The sequence below is a fragment of the Bradyrhizobium sp. 4 genome (genome assembly GCF_023100905.1).
In the GTDB taxonomy this organism is placed as follows: Bacteria; Pseudomonadota; Alphaproteobacteria; order Rhizobiales; family Xanthobacteraceae; genus Bradyrhizobium.
This window is the reverse complement of sequence record NZ_CP064686.1, coordinates 6,732,950-6,758,265: the sequence shown is the minus strand read 5'-3', so window position 1 is coordinate 6,758,265 and position 25,316 is coordinate 6,732,950. Positions and strand designations below refer to the sequence as shown.

The 25,316-nt window shown below is 63.3% G+C and carries 23 protein-coding genes; 7 read left to right on the top strand and 16 right to left on the bottom strand.

Annotation, left to right across the window (positions count from 1 at the left end; translation table 11 throughout):
- Positions 1-19 precede the first annotated feature (19 nt).
- Both IVB45_RS32330 and IVB45_RS32325 read right to left on the bottom strand, forming a co-directional pair.
- Positions 20-658 carry a hypothetical protein gene (locus IVB45_RS32330; protein ID WP_247357946.1) on the bottom strand — a complete coding sequence of 213 codons (639 nt, stop codon included), beginning with the start codon at positions 656-658 and terminating at the stop codon, positions 20-22.
- A 56-nt stretch (positions 659-714) separates the two neighbouring features.
- Positions 715-2,361, bottom strand: a complete 1,647-nt coding sequence (locus IVB45_RS32325) for an RNA-directed DNA polymerase (protein WP_247357947.1) — start codon at positions 2,359-2,361, stop codon at positions 715-717.
- A gap of 206 nt (positions 2,362-2,567) precedes the next feature.
- Here IVB45_RS32325 and purD point away from each other — a divergent pair, with 206 nt between their 5' ends.
- The gene (purD, locus tag IVB45_RS32320) at positions 2,568-3,851 is read left to right on the top strand and encodes a phosphoribosylamine--glycine ligase (protein WP_247357948.1); all 1,284 of its coding nucleotides are present in this window, start codon (positions 2,568-2,570) and stop codon (positions 3,849-3,851) included.
- Positions 3,852-4,033: 182 nt separating this feature from the next.
- The gene (locus IVB45_RS32315; RefSeq protein ID WP_247357949.1) at positions 4,034-4,936 is read left to right on the top strand and encodes an alpha/beta hydrolase; all 903 of its coding nucleotides are present in this window, start codon (positions 4,034-4,036) and stop codon (positions 4,934-4,936) included.
- 125 nt (positions 4,937-5,061) lie between these two features.
- Here IVB45_RS32315 and IVB45_RS32310 read toward each other — a convergent pair whose 3' ends face one another.
- Positions 5,062-5,520, bottom strand: a complete 459-nt coding sequence (locus IVB45_RS32310; RefSeq protein ID WP_247358120.1) for a nucleoside deaminase — start codon at positions 5,518-5,520, stop codon at positions 5,062-5,064.
- A gap of 119 nt (positions 5,521-5,639) precedes the next feature.
- Between IVB45_RS32310 and IVB45_RS32305 the strand changes: the two genes are divergently transcribed.
- A complete protein-coding gene (locus tag IVB45_RS32305) occupies positions 5,640-7,811 on the top strand; it encodes a pseudouridine synthase (protein WP_247357950.1) in 2,172 nt (723 codons plus the stop codon).
- Positions 7,812-7,813: 2 nt separating this feature from the next.
- Positions 7,814-8,368: a 16S rRNA (guanine(966)-N(2))-methyltransferase RsmD gene (gene rsmD, locus IVB45_RS32300; RefSeq protein ID WP_247284559.1), complete on the top strand. Its 555-nt coding sequence runs from the start codon at positions 7,814-7,816 to the stop codon at positions 8,366-8,368.
- A gap of 9 nt (positions 8,369-8,377) precedes the next feature.
- On the opposite strand, the gene mutL is transcribed toward rsmD, so the two are convergent.
- Positions 8,378-10,189 carry a DNA mismatch repair endonuclease MutL gene (gene mutL / locus IVB45_RS32295; RefSeq protein WP_027565410.1) on the bottom strand — a complete coding sequence of 604 codons (1,812 nt, stop codon included), beginning with the start codon at positions 10,187-10,189 and terminating at the stop codon, positions 8,378-8,380.
- 264 nt (positions 10,190-10,453) lie between these two features.
- Here mutL and IVB45_RS32290 point away from each other — a divergent pair, with 264 nt between their 5' ends.
- Positions 10,454-10,771: a ribbon-helix-helix domain-containing protein gene (locus IVB45_RS32290; protein ID WP_247357951.1), complete on the top strand. Its 318-nt coding sequence runs from the start codon at positions 10,454-10,456 to the stop codon at positions 10,769-10,771.
- A gap of 138 nt (positions 10,772-10,909) precedes the next feature.
- Here the strand turns inward: IVB45_RS32290 and IVB45_RS32285 are convergent, their stop codons facing one another.
- Genes IVB45_RS32285 through IVB45_RS32270 form a run of 4 tightly spaced genes read right to left on the bottom strand, consistent with a single transcriptional unit; the run spans position 10,910 to position 13,882 of the window.
- Positions 10,910-12,478: a GMC family oxidoreductase gene (locus IVB45_RS32285; protein WP_247357952.1), complete on the bottom strand. Its 1,569-nt coding sequence runs from the start codon at positions 12,476-12,478 to the stop codon at positions 10,910-10,912.
- 29 nt (positions 12,479-12,507) lie between these two features.
- Entirely contained in the window at positions 12,508-13,056 is a 549-nt protein-coding gene (locus IVB45_RS32280) for a gluconate 2-dehydrogenase subunit 3 family protein (RefSeq protein ID WP_247357953.1), read from the bottom strand.
- A gap of 46 nt (positions 13,057-13,102) precedes the next feature.
- Complete coding sequence (locus tag IVB45_RS32275; protein WP_247357954.1) at positions 13,103-13,498, bottom strand: VOC family protein; 396 nt, start codon at positions 13,496-13,498, stop codon at positions 13,103-13,105.
- Positions 13,499-13,882, bottom strand: coding sequence for a c-type cytochrome (locus IVB45_RS32270; protein WP_247357955.1), 384 nt, complete (start codon positions 13,880-13,882; stop codon positions 13,499-13,501).
- 305 nt (positions 13,883-14,187) lie between these two features.
- On the opposite strand from IVB45_RS32270, the gene IVB45_RS32265 reads away from it, so the two are divergent.
- Entirely contained in the window at positions 14,188-14,496 is a 309-nt protein-coding gene (locus IVB45_RS32265) for a hypothetical protein (RefSeq protein ID WP_247357956.1), read from the top strand.
- Between the two features lie 62 nt (positions 14,497-14,558).
- Here IVB45_RS32265 and arfB read toward each other — a convergent pair whose 3' ends face one another.
- The 7 genes from arfB to IVB45_RS32230 all read right to left on the bottom strand — a co-directional run bounded on the left by arfB (position 14,559) and on the right by IVB45_RS32230 (position 23,704).
- A complete protein-coding gene (arfB, locus tag IVB45_RS32260; protein ID WP_018453479.1) occupies positions 14,559-14,975 on the bottom strand; it encodes an alternative ribosome rescue aminoacyl-tRNA hydrolase ArfB in 417 nt (138 codons plus the stop codon).
- A gap of 114 nt (positions 14,976-15,089) precedes the next feature.
- A complete protein-coding gene (locus IVB45_RS32255) occupies positions 15,090-16,457 on the bottom strand; it encodes a pitrilysin family protein (protein ID WP_247357957.1) in 1,368 nt (455 codons plus the stop codon).
- Positions 16,454-17,848 carry a pitrilysin family protein gene (locus tag IVB45_RS32250; RefSeq protein WP_247284535.1) on the bottom strand — a complete coding sequence of 465 codons (1,395 nt, stop codon included), beginning with the start codon at positions 17,846-17,848 and terminating at the stop codon, positions 16,454-16,456. The genes IVB45_RS32255 and IVB45_RS32250 overlap by 4 nt, the downstream gene beginning before the upstream one ends.
- A gap of 198 nt (positions 17,849-18,046) precedes the next feature.
- Positions 18,047-18,772: a hypothetical protein gene (locus IVB45_RS32245; RefSeq protein WP_027565401.1), complete on the bottom strand. Its 726-nt coding sequence runs from the start codon at positions 18,770-18,772 to the stop codon at positions 18,047-18,049.
- Positions 18,773-18,869: 97 nt separating this feature from the next.
- A complete protein-coding gene (gene lspA / locus IVB45_RS32240; protein ID WP_247284532.1) occupies positions 18,870-19,364 on the bottom strand; it encodes a signal peptidase II in 495 nt (164 codons plus the stop codon).
- Positions 19,365-19,521: 157 nt separating this feature from the next.
- Complete coding sequence (gene ileS, locus IVB45_RS32235) at positions 19,522-22,530, bottom strand: isoleucine--tRNA ligase (protein ID WP_247357958.1); 3,009 nt, start codon at positions 22,528-22,530, stop codon at positions 19,522-19,524.
- Between the two features lie 202 nt (positions 22,531-22,732).
- A complete protein-coding gene (locus IVB45_RS32230; protein WP_247357959.1) occupies positions 22,733-23,704 on the bottom strand; it encodes a bifunctional riboflavin kinase/FAD synthetase in 972 nt (323 codons plus the stop codon).
- A 229-nt stretch (positions 23,705-23,933) separates the two neighbouring features.
- On the opposite strand from IVB45_RS32230, the gene IVB45_RS32225 reads away from it, so the two are divergent.
- Positions 23,934-24,329, top strand: coding sequence for a response regulator (locus IVB45_RS32225; RefSeq protein ID WP_007596883.1), 396 nt, complete (start codon positions 23,934-23,936; stop codon positions 24,327-24,329).
- 120 nt (positions 24,330-24,449) lie between these two features.
- On the opposite strand, the gene IVB45_RS32220 is transcribed toward IVB45_RS32225, so the two are convergent.
- Entirely contained in the window at positions 24,450-25,304 is an 855-nt protein-coding gene (locus tag IVB45_RS32220; RefSeq protein WP_247357960.1) for a TIGR01459 family HAD-type hydrolase, read from the bottom strand.
- Between the last annotated feature and the right edge of the window lie 12 nt (positions 25,305-25,316).

The following is a 25,316-nucleotide window of genomic DNA, read 5'->3' as shown; positions in this document are numbered from 1 at the left end:
CAAAACAAAGTCCCATCGGCTATCGCGAAATATCTCCGCTAGAAACGACTTGAACAATCTCTGCTAAAAGTTCGGCCGCTGGGTGTCCCGAAATTTCGGCGCACACTTCATCCAGTTTAGATGAAAAATGAGTGCCTATCCTTGGGTTGAAGAGGCCTATAGAGTCGATAGATCGTCCCCCTTCAGAATAATTCAATGCGGCATAAACTAGTAGCTGGCGCAAATCGATTGATCTAACGTTTCTGTCCCCGGCCTTGATCTCAAACAATTGCCCATCGCAATAAACGTCGCCTTCGCAAGAATCGATAATTCCGCACCCAGCGAATCTTGGCTTCACTTCCAATTTTCTGCCCGGTGCGACAATTTGAAGAAAGTAAAAGTCTAGTCTGCGCGCTTGCTCCCTCGCATCGTCCATTTCGTCTTCTTTCGGATCAATAACGACGTCCGCATTCTCTAGTCCTAAAATTAGTCGCCGCGCGTCTGCAATCGAGTGCGCCTCGACCTGTTCGAGTTGCTGCCCGGGGAGCGAACGACAGAACATTTGAAAAGCAATTTCGTTGATGAAGGATCTGCGAGAAGGCGAAGTGTTGTGCGCCATTGGGACAAACGTTCGGTCCATGAGCTCCAAGTTAATTCGGCGAATGTAGAGCTCCATCATCGGCGTCAGAGATGCCCATGTGGAGGAATTCAGCCTGCTGAAACTAGTTTCCGACGTCAAATTGGTACACTCCATGTCGGTGTTCGAGCCCTCTCAGAGGCCCAATTCTTCAGGAGTAATTCAAACGGCGAGAGTTCTTTTTCGATGTGGTCTCGCCAATGTTTGCCTTCGTCGGTGAGTACGTAAGATGCGATGATGAAGGCTCTTCTTTCTGCTGCCCCTAACGTTCGAAATTCTGTTCTCAAGTTGGATAGCCAATACCAAGCTCGCCATTTGGCCATAACTAAGATGATGTCGCGTCGCAGAATCGAGCTTCTAGTCTCAGTATAGATCTTATTCAGAAGTTCCTCGAGCTCCGGTCCGCGCGATTCGGCGAGCAGGCGAATGGCGTAGGCGAGATTTAATTCGCCCTGAACAACATGGGATTTCTCCGTGATCAGTTGAGCGACCTTTCCGACGATTATCTCTCGCGTTTCATGTCTTAATTCTGTGTAGAGCGCTTTCGCCACCATCAATGCATTCGAGTAGATGGGATACAATAGGTTCGCATTGGATATCAGAGATATGACGGCATCGTCGCGCTGCTCCTCATCGATAAAGCGAATTGCTGCTATAATTTTTCTTGAGAGGCTGATGTGAATTCTGCTCTTCGTGAGCTCTGCCTTAAGCAGTGAGATGATGTCGTACTTTCGAATCTCTGTTTTGAGCTCTTCGTAGTCTTGGAGGGCTGTCGGAGAATACGGATCGAAGCGTATCGAAAAACTCAAGAGGCTTTGGGGAGGTCGCTCCGACCCCGCCGGTATGCCGTCTGGCGGCGGTAAGGAGGGTGGTTGGCTGTCGACGTGTATCGGTGTTGGTTCCCTAGACAAGGGGCTAGTCGATACAAATTCGTGGCCGGACATGATTCGGGTCTTAGCCTTTTGAAGCTGTAATCCCTGGTTGTTGAGTAGCTTTTCGGATAAGAAGAGAAAATTTTTGAAAGCGCCCTCATAGTTTTCGGCAAACAGATGATAATCGTCGGCAAATCGGCAGAAGCGGATTCCTTCGGCTCTTAGCAAGCGGTCTATTTGGTTCAGGAGCAGCTCCGAGAGTATCCTGGATGCAGGGCCGCCAACAGGAATGCCGAAAGAGTAGGTGTGGGAGAAATTTGAAAGGAAGCGCATAATCTTGGATGGTTGGTTTCCTCTTACGGCAAGTTGCTTCAGAGCGTTCTCAAGTCGATGATGATTGAGGCGGGGGTAGAACTCTGAAATGTCGCACACCACCACAAACTTGCTGTCTCTAGCGAGATCGATCGAATGCTCCATGAATGAGCGCCAATTGTAGTCCCTGTCGAAAAGGGTGGCGTTGCTTTCTTCCCAATCGATTCGATATGAAAAGACTGACTTATCGGCCTTGGGGATGCGCGCTCTTTCGATTTCCTCGGAGATCGAAATAACCAGTCCAAGGAAATAGGCATTCCATAATGGATCAATCTGAGATGCCCAACGAAACCCAGTATAGCTGATCGGGGCTAGGGCGTTGTGATTGGCGGGCGGAAATCTTGCTAGGTTCTCCTCAAAGTCCTTGTCGATTTCTAAGAGCAGATTGAGTGTGTCGGCTTTCTTATCGAAAAACAGAAGATTCTCGATGGGGTACGGAAAGATGTCTGTGTCGCCATGTTTTATGATATTCGATAGAGCTCGTTCAAAATGGACTCTCATGCGATATTGCCTCTCCTCATGGGCGAAGCGTATAGCCTTCTATCCTGAGTTGAAAGAACGGTTTGCAGGAAGCGCGCGATCTCCGAGGCTGAACAATCACGCGAAGTGAGGGCTTTCAACTGCTGGTGTAATTTGATTTCCCCTTGAGCCCCACCCCGATTCATGCGACCTCCGCCCCCAGCAAGCCCCTCATTTCTGAGCCTTCGATGCACATTCTCCTGCTCGGTTCCGGCGGCCGCGAACATGCCCTGGCGTGGAAGATCGCAGCCTCTCCCCTGGTGACCAAATTCTGGTGCGCGCCGGGCAATGCCGGGATCGCGCGCGAGGCGGAATGCGTGGCGCTCGATGTCGCCGACCATGCCGCCGTGATCGACTTCTGCAAAAAGAATGCGGTCGAGCTCGTGGTGGTCGGCCCGGAGACGCCGCTGGCCGCCGGGATCGTCGATGACCTCACCGCGGCCGGCATCAAGGCGTTCGGGCCGAACAGGATCCCCGCCCAGCTCGAAAGCTCCAAGGGCTTTACCAAGGCGCTCTGCACCGAATTCGGCATTCCGACCGGCGCCTATGAGCGATTCACCGACGCCGCCGATGCGCGTGCCTACGTCCAGAGCCAGGGCGCGCCGATCGTGGTCAAGGCCGACGGTCTCGCCGCCGGCAAGGGCGTCGTCGTCGCCAAGACCGTGCGCGAGGCCGAGGACGCCATCGCCATGATGTTCGAGGGTGCCTTTGGCGACGCCGGCGCCGAGGTCGTGATTGAGGAGTTTCTGCCGGGCCGCGAGATCAGCTTCTTCGCGCTGTGCGACGGCGAGACCGCGATTCCGCTGGCGTCCGCGCAGGACCACAAGCGCGTGTTCGACCACGACGTCGGTCCGAACACCGGCGGCATGGGCGCCTATTCGCCGACGCCGCTGGTGACGCCGGCGATCCACGACGCGATCATGGCCAAGATCATCCTGCCGACGGTATCCGGCATGAAGCAGCGCGGCACGCCGTTTCGCGGCATCCTCTACGCCGGGATCATGCTGACGACGCAAGGGCCAAAACTGTTCGAGTTCAACGTGCGTTTCGGCGATCCCGAGTGCCAGGTGCTGATGCTCAGGATGATGTCGGACATCGTGCCGGCCTTCCTCGCCGCCTGCGACGGGCAGCTGAAGAACTTTGACCTCCGCTGGCACCCGGACTCCGCGCTCACGGTGGTGATGGCGGCGAAGGGATATCCCGGCGACTACCAGAAAGGCACGCGGATCGAGGGGCTCGATGACGCCTCAGAGGTCGAGACCGCCGAGATCTTCCACGCCGGCACGGTCGAGAAGGACGGCGCGATCCTCGCCAATGGCGGCCGCGTGCTCAATGTCTGCGCGCTCGGCAAGACCGTGACGGAGGCGCAGGTGCGCGCCTATCAGGCCGTCGACCGCATCAACTGGCCGGAAGGTTTTTGCCGCCGCGACATCGGCTGGCAGGCGGTGGACGCCGAGAAGGCCAAGAGCTGAGCGAGCGCTGACAGGCTTTTTTCGCACGCGCGCGCAATGAGCGGCCCCGCCCGACGGCACTCCGAAATTGTGTAGGCGGCTGTTGAACTTAGCTACTGTGCATGGGGTTGTTTTTCGACTTTTTGTTTTGGGGCATTCTCAAGACCGAGCGGATCCCGCGCTGACAGATAAGGATGCAGAAGATGTCCGATCTTGCCGACCTCTATCCCGGCTTCGCCTCCGAATGGATCAACACCTCCTTCGGCCGCATCTTCGCCCGCGTCGGCGGCAAGGGACCGCCGCTGTTGCTGCTGCACGGCTTCTCCGAGACCAACGTGATGTGGCACCGCGTCGCGCCGCAACTGGCCGACCGGTTCACGCTGATCATCGCCGATCTGCCCGGCTATGGCTGGTCCGACATGCCCGAGAGCGACGCGCTGCACATCCCCTACAGCAAGCGGGCGATGGCGAAGGCCATGGTCGAGGCGATGGAGCAACTCGGCCACGTGCACTTCGCGCTCGCCGGCCACGATCGCGGCGGCCGCGTCTCGTACCGGCTGGCGCTCGATCATCCCGGCCGGCTGTCGAAGCTTGCCGTGCTCGATATCCTGCCGACCTATAATTACTGGGAGCGAATGAACCGCGCCTACGCGCTGAAGATCTATCACTGGACTTTTCTGGCGCAGCCGGCCCCGTTGCCGGAAACACTGATCTCGAGCAATGGCGAGTTCTTCCTGCGCTTCAAGATGGCGAGCCAGACCAAATCGAAGACGCTGGAGGCCATCGACGAGCGCGCGCTCGACCACTACATCGCCCCGTTCCGCGATCCCGCCCGCGTCCATGCGATGTGCGAGGATTATCGCGCCGGCGCCTATTTCGACTACGATCTCGACAAGGCCGATTTCGAGGCCGGCAAGAAGATCACCATTCCCATGCTGGCGCTGTGGGGCAGTGCAGGCGTGGCGCAAGCCGCCGCCACCCCGCTCGACATCTGGAAGCAATGGGCGACCAACGTTGAAGGCCAGCCCGTGGATTCCGGGCACTTCCTCACCGAGGAGAACCCCGATGTCACCGCCAAGGCGTTGCGCGAGTTCTTCTCGGCTTAGGCCCAACTGTCATCGCCCGGCTTGACCGGGCGATCCAGTATTCCGAGACGGTGCTTGTTGAATCGATAAGCTGCGGCGTACTGGATGCCCCGCCTTCGCGGGGCATGACAGCGGTGCGCGGCGACCTAGCGCCGCTCGCGAAAGAAGTCCTTGAGCATCCGCGCCGCCTCGCTTTCGCCGACCCCGGAATAGACATCCGGGACGTGATGGCAGGTCGGCGAGGTGAAGAACCGCACGCCTGATTCAACCGCGCCGCCCTTGGGGTCGGCGGCGCCGTAATAGAGCCGCCTCACCCTTGCAAACGAGATCGCGCCCGCACACATGGTGCACGGCTCCAGCGTCACGTAGAGGTCGCAGTCGACCAGGCGCTCGCTGCCGATCTTTTTGGCCGCCTCGCGCAGCGCAACAATCTCGGCATGAGCCGTGGGGTCGTAGTCCGTCAGCGTCCGGTTCGCCGCGGTGGCGATGACCTCGTAATTGCGGACCACGACGCATCCGATCGGAACTTCGCCCGCCTTTCCGGCGTTTTCGGCGGTTTTGAGCGCCAAATCCATGAAAGAGGGGGCTTTCAAGCCTCGTATCATCGCGAGAAACCTGCTAGTAGCTGCGCCTTCAGCAGAAGTGCTTACCGAATTTGCCTGAGCATGCGGCTCGAGACGAGCGCGCACAATGCTTTCTGGCCACCCCCTGAGTGAGATTATTCATGCCTCGCGACAGCGACAAAGACAACGATTCCCGCGGCCGGCGTGATCGCGGCCCGGCCAAGGGAGGCCCCGCCAAGGGCCGCTCCGGCAAGCCACGCGGACCCGACAAGAAGTTCGCCAAGCGCGGCCCTCCCGGGGACAAAGGCGACGCCCGCCCGCCCCGCGGCGACCGCGACAGCCGTCCCTTCCGCCGCCGCGAGGAGGGCGATGCCCCGCGCCGCGACTTCAGCGACCGCCCGAAGTTCAATCGCGAAGACCGGCCGCGCCAAGACCGGCCGCGTGAAGACCGGCCGCGCGGCGAGGATCGTGGCGAGCGCAGCTTCAAGCCGCGTGGCGATCGTCCCTTCAAGCCGCGTGAAGACCGTCCGTTTTCCGATCGTCCGTCGCGCGACGGCGAGAAGCGCCCGTTCAAGCCCCGTGGCGACCGCCCATTTTCTGATCGCCCCTCGCGCGATGGCGACAAGCGGCCGTTCAAGCCGCGCGGTGATCGCCCGTCCTATGGGCGTGACGACCGTCCGCCGCGCAGGGATCGCGACGATTCCCGTCCGGCCGGCCGAACCGGTGACGCGAAGTTTGGCGACAAACGACCTTACGCGCCGCGTGGCGACCGTCCGGAACGCAAGTTCGACGGCGAGCGGAAGTTTTCGCGCGGCGCACCGGACCGCAATCGCAGCGAGCGCAGCGATTCGAAACCTTGGCAGAAGCGCGATGCGGCCCCGCGCGGCGACCGGCCGCCGCGCAAGGACTTCAGCAAGGGTCCGCGCAAGGATTTCGGCGGCAGCGACCGCGGTCAGGACAAGCCCTGGCAGAAGCGCGATGATCGGCAAGGCGGCGGCGACGACCGTCCGCGCTTTTCGCGTTCGCGCGACGATCGCACATCGGGTGACCGTCCGTTCCGCGAGCGCCCCAAATTCGATCGTCCCAAGTTCGATCGTCCGCGCGATGATCGTCCGAGGTTCGATCGCGGCGGTGATCGCCCGAAATTCGATCGTCCGCGCGAGCGTTCCGAGGGCCGCTCCGACTGGCATGAGCATCCCCGCAGCGAAGAGCGTTCCGGCGATCGTCCACGCCGCGAAAACGAAGACGAGAGCAGGATCTTCGAGAAGCGTCCGGCCTTCGGTGGTCGCGGCGCCTATCGCGAGCGCGATCGTGATTCCGAGCGGCGGCCGCGCCGCGAGGAAGAGGTCAAGCCGAAGAAGGCCGGCGAGCGTATCGCCAAGGTGCTGTCGCGCGCTGGCCTTGCCTCGCGCCGCGACGCCGAGGAGATGGTCACGCAGGGCCGCGTCAGCGTCAACGGCCGGGTGATCAATTCGCCTGCGCTCGACATCACCTCGAACGATGTCGTCACCATCGACGGCAAGCCGTTGCCGGAGCGCGAGCGCACGCGGCTGTTCCTCTATCACAAGCCGCGCGGCCTGATGACGACCCATGACGATCCCGAGGGGCGTCCGACCGTGTTCGACAATTTGCCCGAAGGCCTGCCGCGGTTGATCTCGATCGGCCGGCTCGACTTCAACACCGAGGGCCTGCTGCTGCTCACCAATGATGGCGGGCTCGCGCGCACGCTCGAGCTGCCGGACACCGGCTGGCTGCGCCGCTACCGTGTCCGCGCCCATGGCGATGTCACGCAGGCGCAGCTCGACGAGCTCAAGAACGGCATCGAGATCGAGGGCATCAAATACGGTCCGATCGACGCCACGCTGGAGCGTGACCAGGGCGCCAATGTCTGGCTGGTTTTCGCGATCCGCGAGGGCAAGAACCGCGAAGTGCGCAACGTCTGCGCTCATCTCGGACTCGAGGTGAACCGGCTGATCCGGGTCTCCTACGGCCCGTTCCAGCTCGGCGAGGTTCCCGAGGGCCAGGTCGAAGAGATCAAGTCCCGCGTCCTGCGCGACCAGCTCGGCGAAAAGATCATCGAGAAATCGGGCGCGCAGTTCGACGTGCCGCAGAAATCTGCCTCGCATGAGGGAGACGACGCGCCGCGCGAGAAGAAGCCGGCGACCAAGCGCGGCGTGATCAACGACCGCAAGGGCCGCCGCGTGCTGGTGCAACGCACCGGCAGCGAGGAAGCGCGCGAGCGTAACGAGGCTGAGGCGAGCGGCTACGGCCCGCCGCGCCGTCCCAAGCGCGGCTACCACGGCAAGCGCGATCTGGCGCCGAAGGAGGACTGAGGTTGCGCGTCGTCGGCGGTCGCTTGAAGGGGCGCAATCTGGCCTCACCGTCCTCGCGCGACATCCGCCCCACGGCGGACCGCCTGCGCGAGTCCGTGTTCAACATCCTCGTGCACGCCTATGACGATCCGATTGCGGATGCGCGCGTGCTCGATCTCTTCGCCGGCACCGGCGCGCTCGGCATCGAAGCGTCGTCACGCGGCGCGAAATTCGTGCTGTTCGTCGACAACGGCGCGGAAGCGCGCGCCCTGCTGCGGAATAATGTCGAGACGCTGGGCTTGGGTGGCGTGACAAAAGTCTATCGCCGCGATGCGACCGATCTTGGTCCTGCGCATCCGGTCGAGCCGTTCTCGCTGGTGTTTCTCGATCCGCCCTATGGCAAAGGGTTTGCGGAGAAGGCGCTTGCGAGCTTGCGCGACGGCGGCTGGCTGACGCCGGGCGCGCTGCTCGTCGTGGAAGAGGCAAAGGTTGCGCAGTTCGTCACGCCGGAGGGCTTCGAGGAATTGGAGCGGCGCGCTTATGACGACACGGAGTTCGTGTTTTTGAAGCGGCCGTAACTTCGAATATTACCTTCGCCCGAACAGCTTCTCGACATCCGACAGCTTCAGCTCGACATAGGTCGGGCGGCCGTGATTGCACTGGCCGGAGTTCGGGGTGTCCTCCATCTCGCGGAGCAGGGCGTTCATCTCCTCCGGCCGCAGCCTTCGGCCGGCGCGCACCGAGCCGTGGCAGGCCATGGTGGCGGCGACGTGCATCAGGCGGCGCTCCAGAGGCAGCGCCTCGTCCCACTCGGCCATATGCTCGGAAAGATCGCGCAAGAGCCCGCCCGCGTTGGTCTTGCCGAGCAGGGACGGCGTCTCGCGCACCGCGACTGCGCCGGGGCCGAAGGATTCGACCGCGAGGCCAAATGACGCCAGCTCCTCGCTGCGCTCGAGCAGGCGCTCCACCGTGGCCTCGTCCATCTCGACGATCTCGGGGATCAGCAGGATCTGCCGCTGCACGCCGTTCTCCGCCAGCGAGGCTTTCAGCCGCTCGTAGACGATGCGTTCATGCGCGGCGTGCTGGTCGACGATGATCAAGCCATCGCGGGTCTGCGAGACGATATAGGTCTCGTGGATCTGGGTGCGCGCAGCGCCGAGCGGGCGGTCGACCAGGTCACTGACCGGCTGGGATTCGATCCGCACGTCCGCGCTGGGTGCGCCGACGTCGAACGCCGCTTGGGCGCGTTCGGTAAATGCCGGCACGGCGGAGCCGTCGAATGACGGCATCGGCGCGACCGGGGCGGATGGCGACGCCCGCCAGTCCCAGCTTGCCGGGCGCGGCGTGAATGCGGGGCGGAACGACGACAGCGCACTTTCGCCGCTATTGGCCGCCGTACGCCGGCCCTCCCGTGCAAGCCCTTCCTTCAATCCGTGCACGATCAGCGCGCGGACGAGGCCGGCGTTGCGAAACCGCACCTCGGTCTTGGCCGGATGCACGTTGGCGTCGACCTCGCGCGGATCGAGCGTGACGAACAGCGCCAGCACCGGATGGCGGTCGCGCGGCAGATAGTCGGCATAGGCCCCGCGCACTGCCCCTAGGATCAGCTTGTCGCGCACCGGGCGGCCGTTGACGAAGAGATATTGCCCGAGCGCGTTGGCTTTGGTCAGCGCCGGCGCTGCGGCATAGCCGGCGACCACCACGCCCTCGCGCTCGGCATGGACCTCGATGGCATGGCTGCGGAACTCTGCCCCCAGAATGTCGCCGAGACGGGTCAGGCGACCGGCGACGCCGGGCAGCGCCGCAGCCCAGGTCACCGGCGCGCGCTCTTCGCCCGCGAGCGTGAAGGCGATTTCGGGGCGCGCCATCGCCAAGCGCCGCACCACCTCACGGATCGCTTCCGCCTCGGTCCGGTCGGTCTTCAAGAACTTCAGCCGCGCCGGCGTCGCGTAGAAGAGGTCGTTGACCTCGACCCGCGTGCCATGCGCGAGCGCGGCCGGCATGATCTCGGATTTCTCGCCGCCCTCGACATTGAGCGCCCAGGCGTGCGGCTCGCCGGCGTGCCGCGTGGTGATGGCGAGCCGCGCCACAGAGCCGATCGAGGGCAGCGCCTCGCCGCGGAATCCGAGCGTGCGGATCTGCAGCAAGTCCTCGTCGTCGAGCTTGGAGGTGGCGTGACGCTCGACCGCCAGTGACAGGTCCTTGGCGGTCATGCCGCCGCCGTCGTCGGTGATGCCGATCCGCCGGCGCCCGCCGCCATCGGTAAAGACGTCGATCCGGCTCGCACCGGCATCGATGGCGTTCTCGACCAGTTCCTTGACCACGCTAGCGGGACGTTCGACCACCTCGCCGGCGGCGATGCGGTTGACGACCTGTTCTGGCAATTGGCGGACGGGCATGAAACTCGTTTTTCGGCTTCGATCTTGGGCTTCGATCTGGATTCGCGGAGAACGCTATTCTAGGCCGTGTTGCGTCAAAAGCATGTGTTGGGCAACAGGAACGTGGCGGGCTGGGGAAAAGGGCTGTCTATCGCATTGATGGGATTGGACGTTCGAGAAAATCGCGCAACCGGGATGGATCGATCTCCGGCTGCCGTCCCGATTGTGGGGTACCGGGCTGCGGTGTAGCATCGCGAAAAAACGGCAACAGGACGGGAGGACGCCATGTGCCATCTCTTCGCGCATCAGCCCCAACGCGACTATGAATCCCAAACCCGCTCCTTACGGATCGGTGGACATTGCACCTCGATTCGTCTGGAAATGGCGTTCTGGGACACGCTGGAGGAGATCGCGGCCAAGGAGAACATGAGCGTCGGCAAATTCCTGACGACGCTCTACAACGAGGTGCTCGACCATCACGGCGAGGTCAACAATTTTGCCTCGTTGCTGCGCTGCTCCTGCCTGATCTATCGCTCCCGGGGCTTGGCGCCGGTACGGGATTTCAAGGTCGCCGTCGCACCCATTCTTGATGCGGCTGAATAGCCCCTCCGTCATTGCGAGGAGCTCTTGCGACGAAGCAATCCAGACCGTCACCGCGGTGGGATTCTGGATTGCTTCGCGTCGCTCGCAATGGCGGGGAGGGAACGGTGTGCTCCATTCCGAGCCGATGGACGTCGGGCGTCAGATCTCTTTCTTCTGCATCGCGCCGGCAATGTAATCCGCCTGCCGGATCGCCAGCGAAACGATGGTCAGCGTCGGATTGCAGGCTGCGCCGCTGGTGAATTGGCTGCCGTCGGAGACGAACAGGTTCTTGACGTCGTGGCTTTGCCCGAACTTGTTGACCACGCCATCTCTGGGCTTCTCGCTCATCCGGTTGGTACCGAGATTGTGCGTGCTGGGATAGGGCGGTGTCGGATAACTCACGGTGGCTCCGACGGCATCGTAGACCGCAGCGCCCTGCTTGTACGCGTGCGCGCGCATCGCGAGATCGTTGGGATGATCGTCGAAGTGCACGCTTGCGACCGGCTGGCCGAACTTGTCCTTCACGGTCGGATCGAGCGTGATGCGGTTGGTCTCCTGCGCCATGTCCTCGCCGACCAGCCACATGCCGGCCATCCTGGGATAACCGTCGAGCGCTGCGGTGAACGGACGTCCCCAGGCGCCGGGGTTGAGGAACGCCGCCATGAAGGGCAGGCCGATCGACAGTGTCTCCATCTCGTAGCCGCCGACGAAGCCGCGCTTCGGATTATTTGCGGCCTCGTCGCGGATGATGCCGGCCATGGTGGTGCCGCGATACATGTGCACCGATTTCTCGAAGACGGCGTAGACGCTGCCGGTCATGTGGCGCATGTAGTTGCGGCCGACCTGGCCCGATGAGTTGCCGAGGCCGTCGGGAAACATCGTGGATGCGCTGTTCAACAGCAGCCGCGGGCTTTCGATCGAATTGCCGGCCACCGCAACGATCCGGGCCTTCTGGCGCTGCATCGCGCCCGTCTGGTCGGCGTACACCACGCCGGTGACCTTGCCGCCTGCGTCATGCTCGATCTTGACCGCCATGCTCGCGGGACGGACCTCGAGATTGCCGGTCGCCTCGCCCTTGGGGATCTCGGTGTAGAGCGTCGACCATTTCGCGCCGGACTTGCAGCCCTGGAAGCAGAAGCCGATCTGCTGACAGGCGCCGCGGCCGTCGCGTGGCTGGCTGTTGATCGCCATGTTGCCGGTATGCACAGTCTTGTAGCCGAGCTTCTTTGCGCCCGCCTCCAGCACCTTGAAGTTATTGTTGCCGGGAAGCCCGGGAATGCCGTTGGTGCGGGTCACCCCCATCTTGTTCTCGGCCTTGGCGTACCACGGCTCCATCTCGGCAAGCGTGACCGGCCAGTCCAGCAGGTTGGCGCCGGGAAGTCCGCCGTAAGTGCTCTTCACCTTGAACTCGTGCTCGTCGAACCGCAGCGATGCGCCGGCCCAATGTGTGGTCGAGCCGCCGACCGCCTTGACGATCCAGGCGGGAAGACCCGAGAAGTCTTTTGCGACGCGCCATGTTCCGGATGTGGTGCGCGCATCGGTCCAGGCGAGCTGAGAGAAGCTCTCCCACTCGTCGTTGACGAAGTCCTGATTTTCGATGCGGGGGCCAGCTTCGAGGATGACCACCTTGACGCCCTTCTGCGCAAGCTCGTTGCCCAGCGTGCCGCCGCCGGCACCGGAGCCGACGATCACCACAACGCCGGAGTCGTTCAGATCGAATTTTGCCATATGCGTTCTCCTGAACCGTTGGGTGGGCCTTAAGCCTTCGGCAGCCAGTCGATGTCTGCGAAGCCGCGGTTGATGTAGCCGCCGTGCTCGGCGGAGGAGCCCTCGTAGCCGAACCGCGGCCAGACCTCCTTCTGGTTGTAGAGAGAGACGATGAGGTCGCCGCGCACCTTCTGGAAGAAGTCGCTCTGCTCGATCTCCTTCAACAGCACCACGCGATCGGCTTCCCAGGGCACTTCAGCGTAAGCCACCTTGTGGCGATCACGCGCATTCTGATCGAGCCGTGTGATGCCGTCGCTGATCAGCGACTTGACGGCGGGATCCTTCGCCGCCTTGCCGTCCCACGGCTTGATCGCGGTGATGTAATAGCTGTCGCCGAGGACGTCGTGCGGATAGATATCGCGTGCGACCTTCAGCAGCGTCTTCATCGTCGCGGGCGAAAGCGCGCTTGTCTCGTCAGCCCATGCGCCCTCGATGCTGACGGCGACGCTGGTCGCGACTGCCGCGACCGGCACGGCGGTCGCGGCGCCCTTGAGAAAGACGCGGCGGCTGTGCTTGCTTCGACGATCGACTTCTCTCATGGCATTCCTCCTTCGATTTTTTGGGATTGGAATTCTTGTGATTCGATCAGTTGAAACGTCCGCCGCGCTGGATCACCTCGATCTTGTAGCCGTCGGGATCGCTGACGAAGAAGAAGCGCGCCAGCGTTTTGCCGTCGTGCTTGAAGTCGCGCAGCTGACCCGGTGCGAGCTTCTCGCGCTCGAAGCGGGCATGTTCGGCATCGAGATCCTCGACCACCACGGCGAGATGTCCGTAGCCGTCGCCGAGCGCATACGGCTCCTTGCGATCGAAATTGACCGTCAGCTCCAACTCGAAGGGTGAGGAGGGGTGACGCAGATAGATCAGGGCAAAGTCTGCGAACTTCAGACGCTCGGTGACTTCCAGGCTAAAGGCCCGTCTGTAGAAGTCGAGTGAGCGCGCCTCGTCGAGTGCGCGGATCATGGAATGGGCCGGCTTTGCCATTCAGTTCTGCTCCTTAAGAAAGGCGATGATGGCGGCGCGCGTCTCCGGCTTCGCCTGCCGGTAGACCATGACCACGCCGGGAATCACGGCTTGCGGATTGGTCAGCCATGCGTCGAGCTTCGTCTCGTCCCAGGCGAAGGCTGCTTTTGCGAGGGGCTCTGAATAGTGAAAGCCTTCGACCTTGCCGGCGGGCCGCCCGACGATCCCGACCAGCGGCGGACCCTGCCGCACCGGTTCTGACAGGTTCGTGGTGTGGCACACCGCGCATTGCTGCTTGAACAGTGTTGCGCCATCCGGCGGCTTTGCAGCCGGCAAGGGCATCTGCGCCTCGGCCACCCGCACCAGCACCATCGCGGTGCACAATCCCAGCACGATCGCGCGCATCGTCAAAAGTCCGCCCGTCCACGTCAATTCAGCGTGCGCAAACTCTAGGCGCGGCAAAACATGCGGTGGTAGTAGCGGGCTGTTTCGCTGCGTGCGGAGGTGCACGCGGGTGCGTTGTTCCGCGCTGCCGTATATGCGGAAGACAATTCCGCGAAACCGCCGTCAAATCCCTAAACGATCACCACACGAGACAGGTTGCATTGCGGTCGCGCCGTTCGAGCTCGTAACGCGATGGATTGGTTCGGCTCAGGCGGACGGCGCATCAAGCCGCCGAACCGATCATCGCGAAAATCCAGGAGAAATGGATGAAGTTGGTGAAGACCTCCGCAATCGCATGCGCCGTCTCGGCCCTCATTGTGACACCTGTTCTCGCGCAAGGTACGTCGTCTGGCGCCAAGCCTAGCGGCACCGTGCAAAGCAAACCCATGCAAGGCAGCACGATGGGCGGCGGCGACGAGGAGATGAACGCCCAGCCGGGCACGGCGGGCGAGACGACGGGCATGAAGCCGACGAAGGGCACCAGGGGCACGGTTGGCACCACGGGCAGTGCTGCACACAAAGGGACCGCCGACGATTCCGCGCCGGGCGGTGCAGCCACGGGCAAGCGCTACTAGCCAATGGAGTGAGACGGCAGAACTCCGGTCGCCCTGCGGCCGGAGTTCTTTTGCAGTCTCTGCTAGTCGTCGAAACCGCGCCCGCGCTTCGACTTGATGTCGCTGCGGTGTTTCTTGCCCTCGAGCCGGCGCTGCTTGGAGCCAAAGGTCGGCTTTGTCGCGCGCCGCGGCTTCGGCCGGATCATGGCTTCTCCGAGCATCTCCGTAAGGCGGTCGATGGCGTCCTGGCGGTTGCGCTCCTGGGTGCGGAAGCGTTGGGCCTGGATCACGATGACGCCGTCCTTGGTCATGCGCTGCCCTGCGAGCCGGGCGAGGCGCAGCGCGGCATCCTCCGGAAGCGTCAGCTTCCGCGTGTCGAAGCGCAATTGCGCCGAGGTCGCCACCTTGTTGACGTTCTGCCCGCCCGGGCCGGAGGCGCGGACGAAGCCGATCTCGATGTCGTCCTCGTCGATGACGAGATCGCGGGATATCCGCAGCATGGTGGCACCATTCGTGATGCCCGGACATATCCCGGACGCCCAAGTTCGGCAATGGCGCCCCGAAATGCAAATGGCCGGGCGAGCCCGGCCATTTCAGGAAGCGTATGGAAGACGTCAGTTCGACTTCGTCGCCGGTGCGGCTGCGGGTTGCGCCGCGGCCTGCGGAGCGCGGCCGACGACGACGGTCAGGAGGCCCTGGCCCCAGAGGCGCTTTGCGGCCGCCTTGGCGTCGTCCATTGTGACCGCATCCACGACGGCGTTGCGCTTCTCGATATAGTCGATCGGCAGCTTGTCCTGCTGATATTGCAGCAGCGCCTGCGCGAGCTTCGAGGAGGTGTCGAGCGCCAGCATCTGCGAGCCCTTGAGGTAGGACTTGGCCTCGTCGAGCTCCTTCTGCGTCGGGCCTTCCTCGGCGATCCGGCGCACTTCCGTGTCGATGGCGTCGTTAGTGTCGCCGGCGCGGTCCGCGCGGGTGCCGGTGTTGCCGATGAAGACCGCCGAATGCTCCATCCAGAGCAGCGATTCGAACACCGAATAGGCCAGTCCGCGCTTCTCGCGCACCTCGCGATAGAGCCGCGAGGACAACCCGCCGCCGCCGAGGATGTGGTTGACAACATAGGCCGCCATGAAGTTCGGATCGCTGCGCTTCACTCCGGGGCCGCCGAAGGTGATCACGGTCTGGGGCACGTCGATCGTCACGAAAGCGCGTTGCGGCGGCTTGGCGGCCTCGACGTCGGGGACCGGCACGAGATTGGCCTTGGCGGGCAGGCTGCCAAACGTGTGGTCGAGCAGCTTGCCGAGCGTATCGGCATCCACGTCGCCAACCACTGCAATCTTCAGCGTGTCCTTGGCGAGCACGCGGCCGACATAATCCTTCATGTCGGCGACCGTGATGGCCGGAACGCTGTCGAGGTTGCCGTTGGACTGCCTACCGTAGGGATGATCGCCGAAGGCGACCTCCAGGAATTTGCGGCTCGCCAGCGAGGTCGGGTTGGTGGTCTCGCGGCGCAGGCCCGAGATCACCTGCGAACGGATGCGCTCGACATCGGCGGTTTCGAAATGCGGCGAGGTCAGCGCGCTCCGTAGCAGGTCGAAGGCTTCGTCCTTGTTGTCGCGCAGCATGCGCAGGCTGCCGCGGAAGGTGTCGCGGGTGGCGCTGAAGGAGAGCTCGATGGCGCGGCGGTCGAGCCGCTCATGGAAAGTCTTGGAGTCGAGGTCGCCGGAGCCTTCGTCGAGGAGATCGCCGACCAGATTGGCGACGCCCGACTTGTCCTTGGGATCCTGGGCCGAGCCGCCGGCAAAGGAATATTCCATGGCGATCAGCGGCACAGTCGCATCCTGCACGAACCAGGCCTCGATGCCGCCCGGCGAGGTCAGATGCTGGATCTTTGCTGCCGCCTGCGACGGCGAGACGGTAGCAAGCGCGAGTGCCGCGCCGGTGACGAGGGAGAATGAGACACGTCGAAGGAAGGGATAGGTCACGAACGCTTCTCCTCGCGCTTGGCGGCGCCGGTGTCCTTGATCAGATAGCCCGTCACCGAGCGCTTCTTCTCGAGCCATTTCTGCGCGACGGTGCGGACCTGCTCGGCGGTAACGGCGCGGATGCGATCTGGCCAGCTCCGGATGTCCTCGATCGACAGGCCCGTGGTCAATGCGCCGCCATACCAGCGCGCCAGCACCGCCTGGTTGTCCTGGGCGTAGATCGCCTCGGCGATGAGCTGGGTCTTGACCCGCTCGAGATCCTCGGCGCGGATCGGGTTCTGCGCGATGTCGGCGATGACGCCGTCGACCACCTGCTCGACCTCGGCGAAGCTGACGCCGGATTTGGGCGAAGCCGAGATCGCGAACTGGGTCGGGTCGAGCGAGATGCTCGAATAGCTGGCACTGGCGGAGACCGCGAGCGGCTTGTCGACCACGAGCGCGCGGTAGAGATAGGAATTGCTGCCGCTGCCCATCAGTTGCGCCAGCACGTCGAGGGCCGCGCTTTCGCCGGCCGCGGCCGTGGTCGCCGAGGGCACCAGGTAATAGCGTCGCAGGCCGGGTTGCTCGACGCGCGGATCGGCCAGGGTCACGGTGCGCGGCGCCGCGGGCTCCGGCTCCTGCGGGCGGACGCGGCGTGCCGGGATCGCGGGTTGAGCCGGGATGGAGCCGAAATTACGCTCGACCAGCGGGCGGATGTCGGCGGGCTCGACGTCGCCGGCGATCACCAGGATCGCGTTGTTCGGCGCGTAGAAGCGGCGGTAGAAGGCGAGCGCATCCTCGCGATCGAGCTTCTCGATCTCCTGGTGCCAGCCGATCACCGGCCGGCCATAGGGATGGTTGAGATAGAGCGCGGCCATGATCTGCTCGTTCAGCCGTGCGTCCGGATTGTTGGCGACGCGCATGTTGTATTCTTCGAGCACGACGTCGCGCTCGGGCAACACGTTCTCGTCCTTGAGGATCAGGCCGGTCATGCGGTCGGCCTCGAACTCCATCATGGTCGGCAACTGCTCGCGCGGCACGCGCTGGTAGTAGTTGGTGTAGTCGACCGAGGTCGAGGCGTTCTCGTTGCCGCCGACGCGGAGCACGGTCTGGGAGAATTCGCCGACCGGATGCTTCGATGTACCCTTGAACATCAGGTGCTCGAGGAAGTGCGCGAGCCCGGACTTGCCCGGCGTCTCATCTGCCGAGCCGACCTTGTACCAGATCATTTCCGTGACGACGGGCGTGCGGTGGTCCGGAATCACCACGACCTGCATTCCGTTTCCGAGCGTGAAGCTGGCGGGTGGAGCCGATGTCACCGTGGTCTGCGCAAGCGATGCGCCGGCCGTGAGGACACACGTCGAAAGCAGCGCGGCAAGGAGGCGGGCAGCCGATCGGTAAGAGGACATCATGATCCTTATGAAAGGCCGAGCCCGGATGTCCGGCTCGGAGGCACGGCATGGTACACCGTGCGGCAAACGCTTCGCGTCACGAAGCAGAGAACTCAACTCGGGCGCAAGTTACTGATAAGCAATCAAAGACCGCGTCCGGCGCGCACGAGCCGCCGGTGCGGGACCGCGTCTGTCGGGATGTCGCAAAGGGACAGGAGGCTATTGTTCCTTGTCCTTGCCGGACATGATGTCGAAATAGGTCCGCCGTGTCTTGTCCTCTCCGGCGCCATAGGCGTAGCTCGGCGACGGCGTCTGGTAGCCCGGCGGCGGCTCGACCAGCGACTGGCGCGGCGGCTCGGTCGTGAATTGCTTGGCCTCGCCTTTGTTGTTCGACATCATGCCCCACAGACCGCCGGTGAAACCGAGCTGGGCGGGGCTGAGCGACGGATTGCCGTTGGTGCCCGGCTGAATAGGATCATTGCTGGTGCGCTCGGGTGCGGCTGTCCTGCCGACCTCCATCTCGGCGGGCGACAACGCCCGGCCTGCCTGCCAGCTCTCGGTGGCCTTGACGGCCTTCTTCCGCTGCGCGATGGCCTCCTTGCGGCGTCTCTCGTCAGGGTCCTTCGGCCAGTTCGGTGCGTTCTTGGCTTCAACGCCGGCGGGTGGCGGCAGGTCGAGCTTGGGCGGCACCACCAGCGGCGACCGCTCGCGGTATTCGATACCCTTCTTCTCCATGCTCTTGGCGCCGATGCCCGACATCAGATTGTCGATGAGCTTCTCTTCGAAGGTCATGTCGTCGTCGTCCTCGCCGTCGTCACCGGCGCGGGCGGCGCCAGCCGACATGACGAGACCGATGCCGAGCGCGACAGCGGACAATTTCAACGCCCGCCAGAACCCCTGCCGGGGGTCTTCAACCATCGAACCGCTGGTCTTCGAGCTGCGCATCACTGTACCTGTTCCAAAATGTGGCAGTTTGCCGCTCTCGCGCGGCATAATCCCTCGCAACAGCAAGGTTCCGCCTGCCGGTCCGTATCGGCCGGGATCAGGGCGCTTTTGCGGCGGGTACCCCCAGGAAGGAATCATACAATAGCGCCGCCACGCCAGCAACGATGGCCACGTCCGCGAGGTTGAACACGTACCAATTATAGGTATTTCCGCCGATATTGATGTGAAACAGCGCGAAATCGACCACCGCGCCATAGGCGAGGCGATCGATCCCATTGCCGATGGCGCCGCCAATGATCAGGCCGAGCGCGATGGTTGCCAGCAGGGTGTGGGAGCGGGCCATCCAGATCGCCAGCGCAACCACCGCGAGGACCTTCACGGCCATCAGCGCCATTTGCGCAGCCTGACCGTCGTTCTGGAGCCAGCCGAAGCTGATCCCGATGTTCCAGGCCAGTACCAGGTCGAAGAACGGCGTCACGCTCACCGCGCCGCGACGGGCAAGGTCGAACACGTTCAGCAGCCAGAGCTTTGAGGCCTGGTCGGCCACGAGCGTGACCAGGGCCGCGAGGATGCCCGCGCGGAGCGGGGTCATGGGCAGTCGGCCACAACACGCTCCGTCGTCGTCCTGGCGAAAGCCAGGACCCATACGCCGAGGCGGTCGTTGTTTGAAAGACTTGTGGTCATCAGCCTTCGTCGCAATTGGCGGCGGTGATAATGGGTCCTGGCTTTCGCCAGGACGACGGTGAGACCTAGATGCTGACCCCCAGCGCCTTCCATTCGCGTAGCGCCTGGGCATCTCGCGGGGTGACGTCGGGGTATTCGGGGTCTTCACCCACCGTCGGCGAAATCTTCCAGGAACGGGCGCATTTGGTGCCGACAGCCTTCTCCACCACGACGGCGACGCCGGGCACGGTATCGAGTCGGAACGCAGACGCTGGCGCCTCGCCCTCGCGCACCTCGTAGTTCGAGGTGATGCAGATCTCGGCGAGGTCGGTGTCGAAGAGCGTCGCCAGCATGTCGCGGTCGGCGACATAGATCACCGGCGAGGCCTCCAGCGACGAGCCGATGTTCTTGGCGGCGCGTTCGAGCTCCAGCGCACCGGTGACGACGCGGCGGACGTTGCGGATCGCTTCCCACTTCGCGGCGAGCTTGTCGTCGCGCAGGCTTTCGAGGTCGTCGGGAAACTGCGTCAGGTGCACCGAGGGCTCGGCGTCAGGCCTGTACATGCGCCAGGCCTCCTCCGCGGTGAAGCTGAGGATCGGCGCCAGCCATTTCAGGATCGAGCTGCACAACAGGTCGATCGTGGTCAGCGCCGCCTTGCGCGTCGGCGAGGAAGGCGGATCGCAATACAGCGTGTCCTTGCGGATGTCGAAATAGAACGCGGAGAGCTCACTGTTCAGGAAGGCGGACAAGGTCGCGACCACGGTCTTGTAGTCGAACTCCTGATAGGCCTTGCGGACGACGGCAGCACGGACCGCGAGCTCGTGCAGCATCAGCCGTTCGAGCTCAGGCATGTCGGCGGGCGCGACTGCGTCGGCCGGCTTGTAGTGATCCAGCGTTCCCAGCATCCAGCGCACAGTGTTGCGCAGTTTGCGATAGGTCTCGATGGTGTTCTTCAGGATCTCCGGGCCGATGCGTTGGTCGTCGGCATAGTCGGTGGCGCAGACCCACAGGCGCAGGATATCCGCGCCCGAATCCTTGATCACCTTCTGAGGCTCAACGGTGTTGCCGATCGACTTCGACATCTTGCGGCCGTTCTCGTCGAGCGTGAAGCCGTGGGTGAGCACGATGTCATATGGCGCGCGGCCGCGCGTGCCGGCGCTTTCCAGCAGCGAGGAATGAAACCAGCCGCGATGCTGGTCGCTGCCTTCCAGGTACATCACGGTGTCGTCGCCGCCATCGACCTTGCGGACGATGTTGCCGAGCTGCGGGAAGTTCTGGCGATCCTCGAGCACGAAAGCATGTGTGGAGCCGGAATCGAACCAGACGTCGCAGATGTCGTCGATCTTCTTCCAGTCTTCCTTCGCGCGCGATCCAAGGAAGCGCTCGCGGGCCCCTTCCATGTACCAGGCGTCAGCGCCTTCCTCCATGAAGGCCTCGGCGATGCGCTGATTGACGATCTCGTCCTGGAGGATCTCGGCCGAGCCGTCGCTCTTCTCGCGCACGAACACGGCGATCGGAACGCCCCAGGCGCGCTGGCGCGAGATCACCCAGTCCGGACGATTGGCGATCATGCCGTTGATGCGGTTCTCGCCCGACGGCGGCACCCATTGCGTGACCGAGATCGCCTGCAGTGCCCGGGCCCGCAGCGTATCGCCCTTCCTGGCGTGGCCATTCTCGCTGACATCCTTGTCCATCGCGATGAACCATTGTGGCGTATTGCGGAAGATCACCGGCTTCTTCGAGCGCCATGAATGCGGATATTGGTGCTTGAGGCGGCCGCGCGCGAGCAGCTTGCCGGCCTCGATCAACGCCTTGATCACGGCCTCGTTGGCATCGCCCTTCTCGCCCTTGTCGTTGAGCACGCGCTTGCCGGTGAAGCCGGGGGCCTGCGCGGTATAGGCGCCGTTCTCGTCGACAGTGTAGGGGATCGCGGTCGAGATACCGCGCTCATCGAGCTCGCGGGTGTTGGCCATCCAGACGTCGAAATCCTCGCGGCCGTGGCTCGGCGCGGTGTGCACGAAACCAGTGCCTGTATCGTCGGTGACATGCTCGCCGGCGAGCAGCGGCACGATAAACTCGTAACCGTCATCGAGGCCGCGCAAGGGATGGGCACACTCCACGGCGTCCAGCGTGTCGCCGGGAATGTCGCGCACCTTCTCATAGGCCGTGACGCGCGCCTGCTTGAACACCTCTGCGGCAAGCGCATCAGCCAGGATCAGGAGATCGCCGGTCTTCGCCCAATTGTCCGCGGCCGCATCCGTGACCTTGTAGAGGCCGTAGGCGATCTTCGGCGAGAACGAGATCGCGCGGTTGCCGGGCAGTGTCCAGGGCGTGGTCGTCCAGATCACGACCGAAGCATTGGCGAGCGCACCATGTGCCGGGGACGTGACGGGAAACTTCACCCACACCATGTCGGAGGTGTAGTCCTCGTACTCGACCTCGGCCTCGGCGAGCGCGGTCTTCTCGACCACGCTCCACATCACCGGCTTGGAGCCGCGATACAGCGTGCCGTTGGCGGCGAACTTCATCAGCTCGCGGGCGATCTGCGCCTCCGCGGGATAGCTCATCGTCTGATAAGGATGATCCCAGTCGCCGATGATGCCGAGGCGCTTGAATTCCTCGCGCTGCACGTTGATCCAGTGTGTCGCATAGGCGCGACATTCCTTGCGGAACGCCACCATCGCGGCGGAGTCGCGGAAGTCGGGCTTCTGCTTGCCCTTGGAGCGGTAGTTCTCTTCCTCGATCTTCCATTCGATCGGCAGGCCGTGGCAGTCCCAGCCGGGCACATAGTTGGAGTCGAAGCCGAGCATCTGCTGGCTCTTGGTCACGACGTCCTTGAGGATCTTGTTCAGCGCGTGCCCGATATGGATGTTGCCATTGGCGTAGGGCGGGCCGTCATGCAGCACGAATTTGGCGCGGCCCTGGGCTTCCTGGCGCAGTCTGTCGTAAAGGCCGATGTCGTTCCAGTATTTCAGCAGCTCCGGCTCGCGCTGCGGCAGGCCGGCGCGCATCGGGAATTCGGTCTGCGGCAGGAACAGGGTTTTCGAATAGTCTTTGGCTTCGGATTTTTGGGACTTTTGTGGCTTGTCGGACATGAGGCTGACTGGCTCGGAAGGGCGCGGGAACGGATGGCGATGCGGAATCGCGGGTGAAACGACAACATCCCGGTCTTGCGCCGAGCCGAAAGCTCAGGCGGAAGCCGGGCCGCTAATCCCTATGATGCGCCGCGCAAACATGGGCTCTCCATAGCAGGGGGGCGGGGGAAGCGCAAAAGGTTCGGCGGGCCGGTTTCCGACCTCAATCGATGACGCCAAGCCTCGGAAACGCGTCCGGGGCGGCGGCGAGCATGGCGCGGGCGCAGGCGGAATCGTCGTCCATCTGGCGGATCAGGGCCTCCAGGCTGTCGAATTTCAGCTCATCGCGGATGAAGCGGATAAAGGCGCAGTCGAGCGTCTGTCCGTAAAGATCGCCCTTGAAGTCGAACAGGAAGATTTCCAGCAGCGGCGCGCCATTATCAAACGTCGGGCGGCGACCGAAGCTTGCCACCCCGTCCAGCCGCTCCGCGCCGCGGCCGACCCGCACCGCATAGATGCCGTGCTTGAGGCCGCAATTGGCATCGAGACGGATGTTCGCGGTGGGATAACCGAGGTCGCGGCCGCGCTTCTCGCCGTGGATGACCTCGCCGGTGATGAACCAGGGCGCGCCGAGCATGGCCGTGGCCTCGTCGAGTTGGCCTTCGGCGAGCGCGATCCGGATCGCGCTGGACGAGACCGGCCGCTCGTCGATATCGACATGCGGCTGCACGTCGACCTCGATGCCGAGCCGGGGCGCCTCGTTGACGAGGAGGCTCGGCGAGCCGACCCGACCCTTGCCGAAGTGGAAGTCGTAGCCGACTGCGATCCCGCCGATGCCCAGGCGCCCGATCAGGTCATGGTGAATGAAGTCTTGCGCGCTGGTCCCGGCGCGGGACTTGTCGAAGGTCATGACCACGGCGCCGTCAAGTCCGGTGCCGGCCAGAAGCCGCAGCTTGGCCCGCTCGTCGGTCAGGCGGAATTGCGGGGTGTTGGGGCTGAAAAACCGGCGCGGATGCGGCTCGAAGGTCAATGCCAGCGCCGGGCGGCCATGGATCCTGCCCATTTCCATGGCTGCGGCGATCACGGCGCGATGGCCGAGATGAACGCCGTCGAAATTGCCCATCGCGACCACGGCACCCCTTGCAATGGCAGAGTCCGGCGTGGTGTCGCGGATAACGGTAAAATGCGGAGCCATCAGGGGAATTCTCAAGCCGGCGGGACCGGCCGGGACCGTGGCGCGACGGGCCGGATGAAGTCAAGCGGGAGGGGCAGCCGCATCGAAAGCGATTTCAGTCCACCGGGGGCGTTCCCAGTTAACGCGCTGTTTAACGCCTTGGTGCTAGTCCTTGGGCGTGGAACCGCGGGGCTCCGGCCCGGCAGGTCCGATCGTAAATATTTCCTGGGTTTGCGTTGGGGGAGTCGAGATGGCGGTTGATTTGTCGATGTCGGTTCTGGTGGTTGACGACTACAGCACCATGATCCGTATCATCAGGAACCTCCTGAAGCAGCTTGGCTTCGAGAATATCGATGATGCAAGCGACGGTTCGGCAGCGCTGAACAAGATGCGCGGCAAGAAGTACGGGCTCGTGATTTCCGACTGGAACATGGAGCCGATGACGGGTTACGACCTGCTGCGCGAAGTGCGCGCAGATCCGAACCTCGCCACCACGCCCTTCATCATGATCACGGCTGAATCAAAGACCGAGAACGTGATCGCGGCCAAGAAGGCCGGCGTGAACAACTACATCGTCAAGCCGTTCAACGCGGCGACGCTGAAGACCAAGATCGAGGCGGTCTTCCCGGACATGGCAAGCGCGTAAGGCGCGATCGAAGCCATCGGTTGAATTCGGAAGGCCCGGGCGATTGTCCCGGGCTTTCTGCGTCGGGTTCGTCGTTCCGGAATCGATGCCCCATATCAAGCGGGAATGACGATCAACTCGCTACCACTTCAGTTCGCGCATCAGCGCCTTCGGCGGATGGCCGAACAATTCCAGCACCGAAGCCGGGTCGAGTTGGTCGAGACCCTCGAACTCCTCGGCATGGATGCCGCGGGTCACGAACAGGCAATCGATGCCGAACTCGCGCGCGCCGGTGAGGTCGGTCCGGACGGAATCGCCGATCGCGAGCACCTTTTTGCGGTCGATCTGGTGGCCCTGGCGTTCACCGGCGAGCGCCATCGCGCGCTCGTAAATCGGCCGGTGCGGCTTGCCGTAGAAGATCACCTCGCCGCCGAGCTCGCGATAGAGCTCCGCGATCGCACCGGCGCAATAGATCAGGCGGTCGCCCTTTTCCACCACGATGTCGGGGTTGGCGCAGACCAGCGTCAGCTTGCGCTCGCGCGCCTTGAGCATCATGCCGCGATAGTCTTCTGCCGTCTCGGTCTCGTCGTCGTAGAGACCGGTGCAGACGATGTAATCCGCCTCCTCCAGCGGCGCGATCACCGCATCGAGGCCGCGGTAGATCGAGTTGTCGCGCTCCGGGCCGAGCCAGAACATCTTGCGGCCGGGATGGTCGGCGACATAGAGCCGCGTCAGGTCGCCTGAAGACACGATCGCATCATAGGTCTCGTCGGCCACGCCAAGCTTGCGCAATTGCCGCTGCACGGAGTCGGCCGGGCGCGGCGCGTTGGTGATCAGGATGACCGTACCGCCGCGGCTGCGATAGGTATGCAGCGCCTCGCAGGCTTCGGGGAAGGATTCGAGGCCGTTATGGACTACGCCCCAGATATCGCTGAGCACGACATCCACGCCCGCCACGAGTTCACGCAGGCTTCCAGCGAAATGCAGCGTGGTCATGATACGTGCGGC

Excerpts from the sequence above, each read along its gene's own strand:
- IVB45_RS32330 (WP_247357946.1), bottom strand. The coding sequence starts at position 658 with ATGATGGAGCTCTACATTCGCCGAATTAACTTGGAGCTCATGGACCGA.
- IVB45_RS32325 (WP_247357947.1), bottom strand. The coding sequence starts at position 2,361 with ATGAGAGTCCATTTTGAACGAGCTCTATCGAATATCATAAAACATGGC.
- purD (WP_247357948.1), top strand. The coding sequence starts at position 2,568 with ATGCACATTCTCCTGCTCGGTTCCGGCGGCCGCGAACATGCCCTGGCG.
- IVB45_RS32315 (WP_247357949.1), top strand. The coding sequence starts at position 4,034 with ATGTCCGATCTTGCCGACCTCTATCCCGGCTTCGCCTCCGAATGGATC.
- IVB45_RS32310 (WP_247358120.1), bottom strand. The coding sequence starts at position 5,520 with ATGATACGAGGCTTGAAAGCCCCCTCTTTCATGGATTTGGCGCTCAAA.
- IVB45_RS32305 (WP_247357950.1), top strand. The coding sequence starts at position 5,640 with ATGCCTCGCGACAGCGACAAAGACAACGATTCCCGCGGCCGGCGTGAT.
- mutL (WP_027565410.1), bottom strand. The coding sequence starts at position 10,189 with ATGCCCGTCCGCCAATTGCCAGAACAGGTCGTCAACCGCATCGCCGCC.
- IVB45_RS32290 (WP_247357951.1), top strand. The coding sequence starts at position 10,454 with ATGTGCCATCTCTTCGCGCATCAGCCCCAACGCGACTATGAATCCCAA.
- IVB45_RS32285 (WP_247357952.1), bottom strand. The coding sequence starts at position 12,478 with ATGGCAAAATTCGATCTGAACGACTCCGGCGTTGTGGTGATCGTCGGC.
- IVB45_RS32280 (WP_247357953.1), bottom strand. The coding sequence starts at position 13,056 with ATGAGAGAAGTCGATCGTCGAAGCAAGCACAGCCGCCGCGTCTTTCTC.
- IVB45_RS32275 (WP_247357954.1), bottom strand. The coding sequence starts at position 13,498 with ATGGCAAAGCCGGCCCATTCCATGATCCGCGCACTCGACGAGGCGCGC.
- IVB45_RS32270 (WP_247357955.1), bottom strand. The coding sequence starts at position 13,882 with ATGCGCGCGATCGTGCTGGGATTGTGCACCGCGATGGTGCTGGTGCGG.
- IVB45_RS32265 (WP_247357956.1), top strand. The coding sequence starts at position 14,188 with ATGAAGTTGGTGAAGACCTCCGCAATCGCATGCGCCGTCTCGGCCCTC.
- arfB (WP_018453479.1), bottom strand. The coding sequence starts at position 14,975 with ATGCTGCGGATATCCCGCGATCTCGTCATCGACGAGGACGACATCGAG.
- IVB45_RS32250 (WP_247284535.1), bottom strand. The coding sequence starts at position 17,848 with ATGATGTCCTCTTACCGATCGGCTGCCCGCCTCCTTGCCGCGCTGCTT.
- IVB45_RS32245 (WP_027565401.1), bottom strand. The coding sequence starts at position 18,772 with ATGCGCAGCTCGAAGACCAGCGGTTCGATGGTTGAAGACCCCCGGCAG.
- lspA (WP_247284532.1), bottom strand. The coding sequence starts at position 19,364 with ATGACCCCGCTCCGCGCGGGCATCCTCGCGGCCCTGGTCACGCTCGTG.
- ileS (WP_247357958.1), bottom strand. The coding sequence starts at position 22,530 with ATGTCCGACAAGCCACAAAAGTCCCAAAAATCCGAAGCCAAAGACTAT.
- IVB45_RS32230 (WP_247357959.1), bottom strand. The coding sequence starts at position 23,704 with ATGGCTCCGCATTTTACCGTTATCCGCGACACCACGCCGGACTCTGCC.
- IVB45_RS32225 (WP_007596883.1), top strand. The coding sequence starts at position 23,934 with ATGGCGGTTGATTTGTCGATGTCGGTTCTGGTGGTTGACGACTACAGC.
- IVB45_RS32220 (WP_247357960.1), bottom strand. The coding sequence starts at position 25,304 with ATGACCACGCTGCATTTCGCTGGAAGCCTGCGTGAACTCGTGGCGGGC.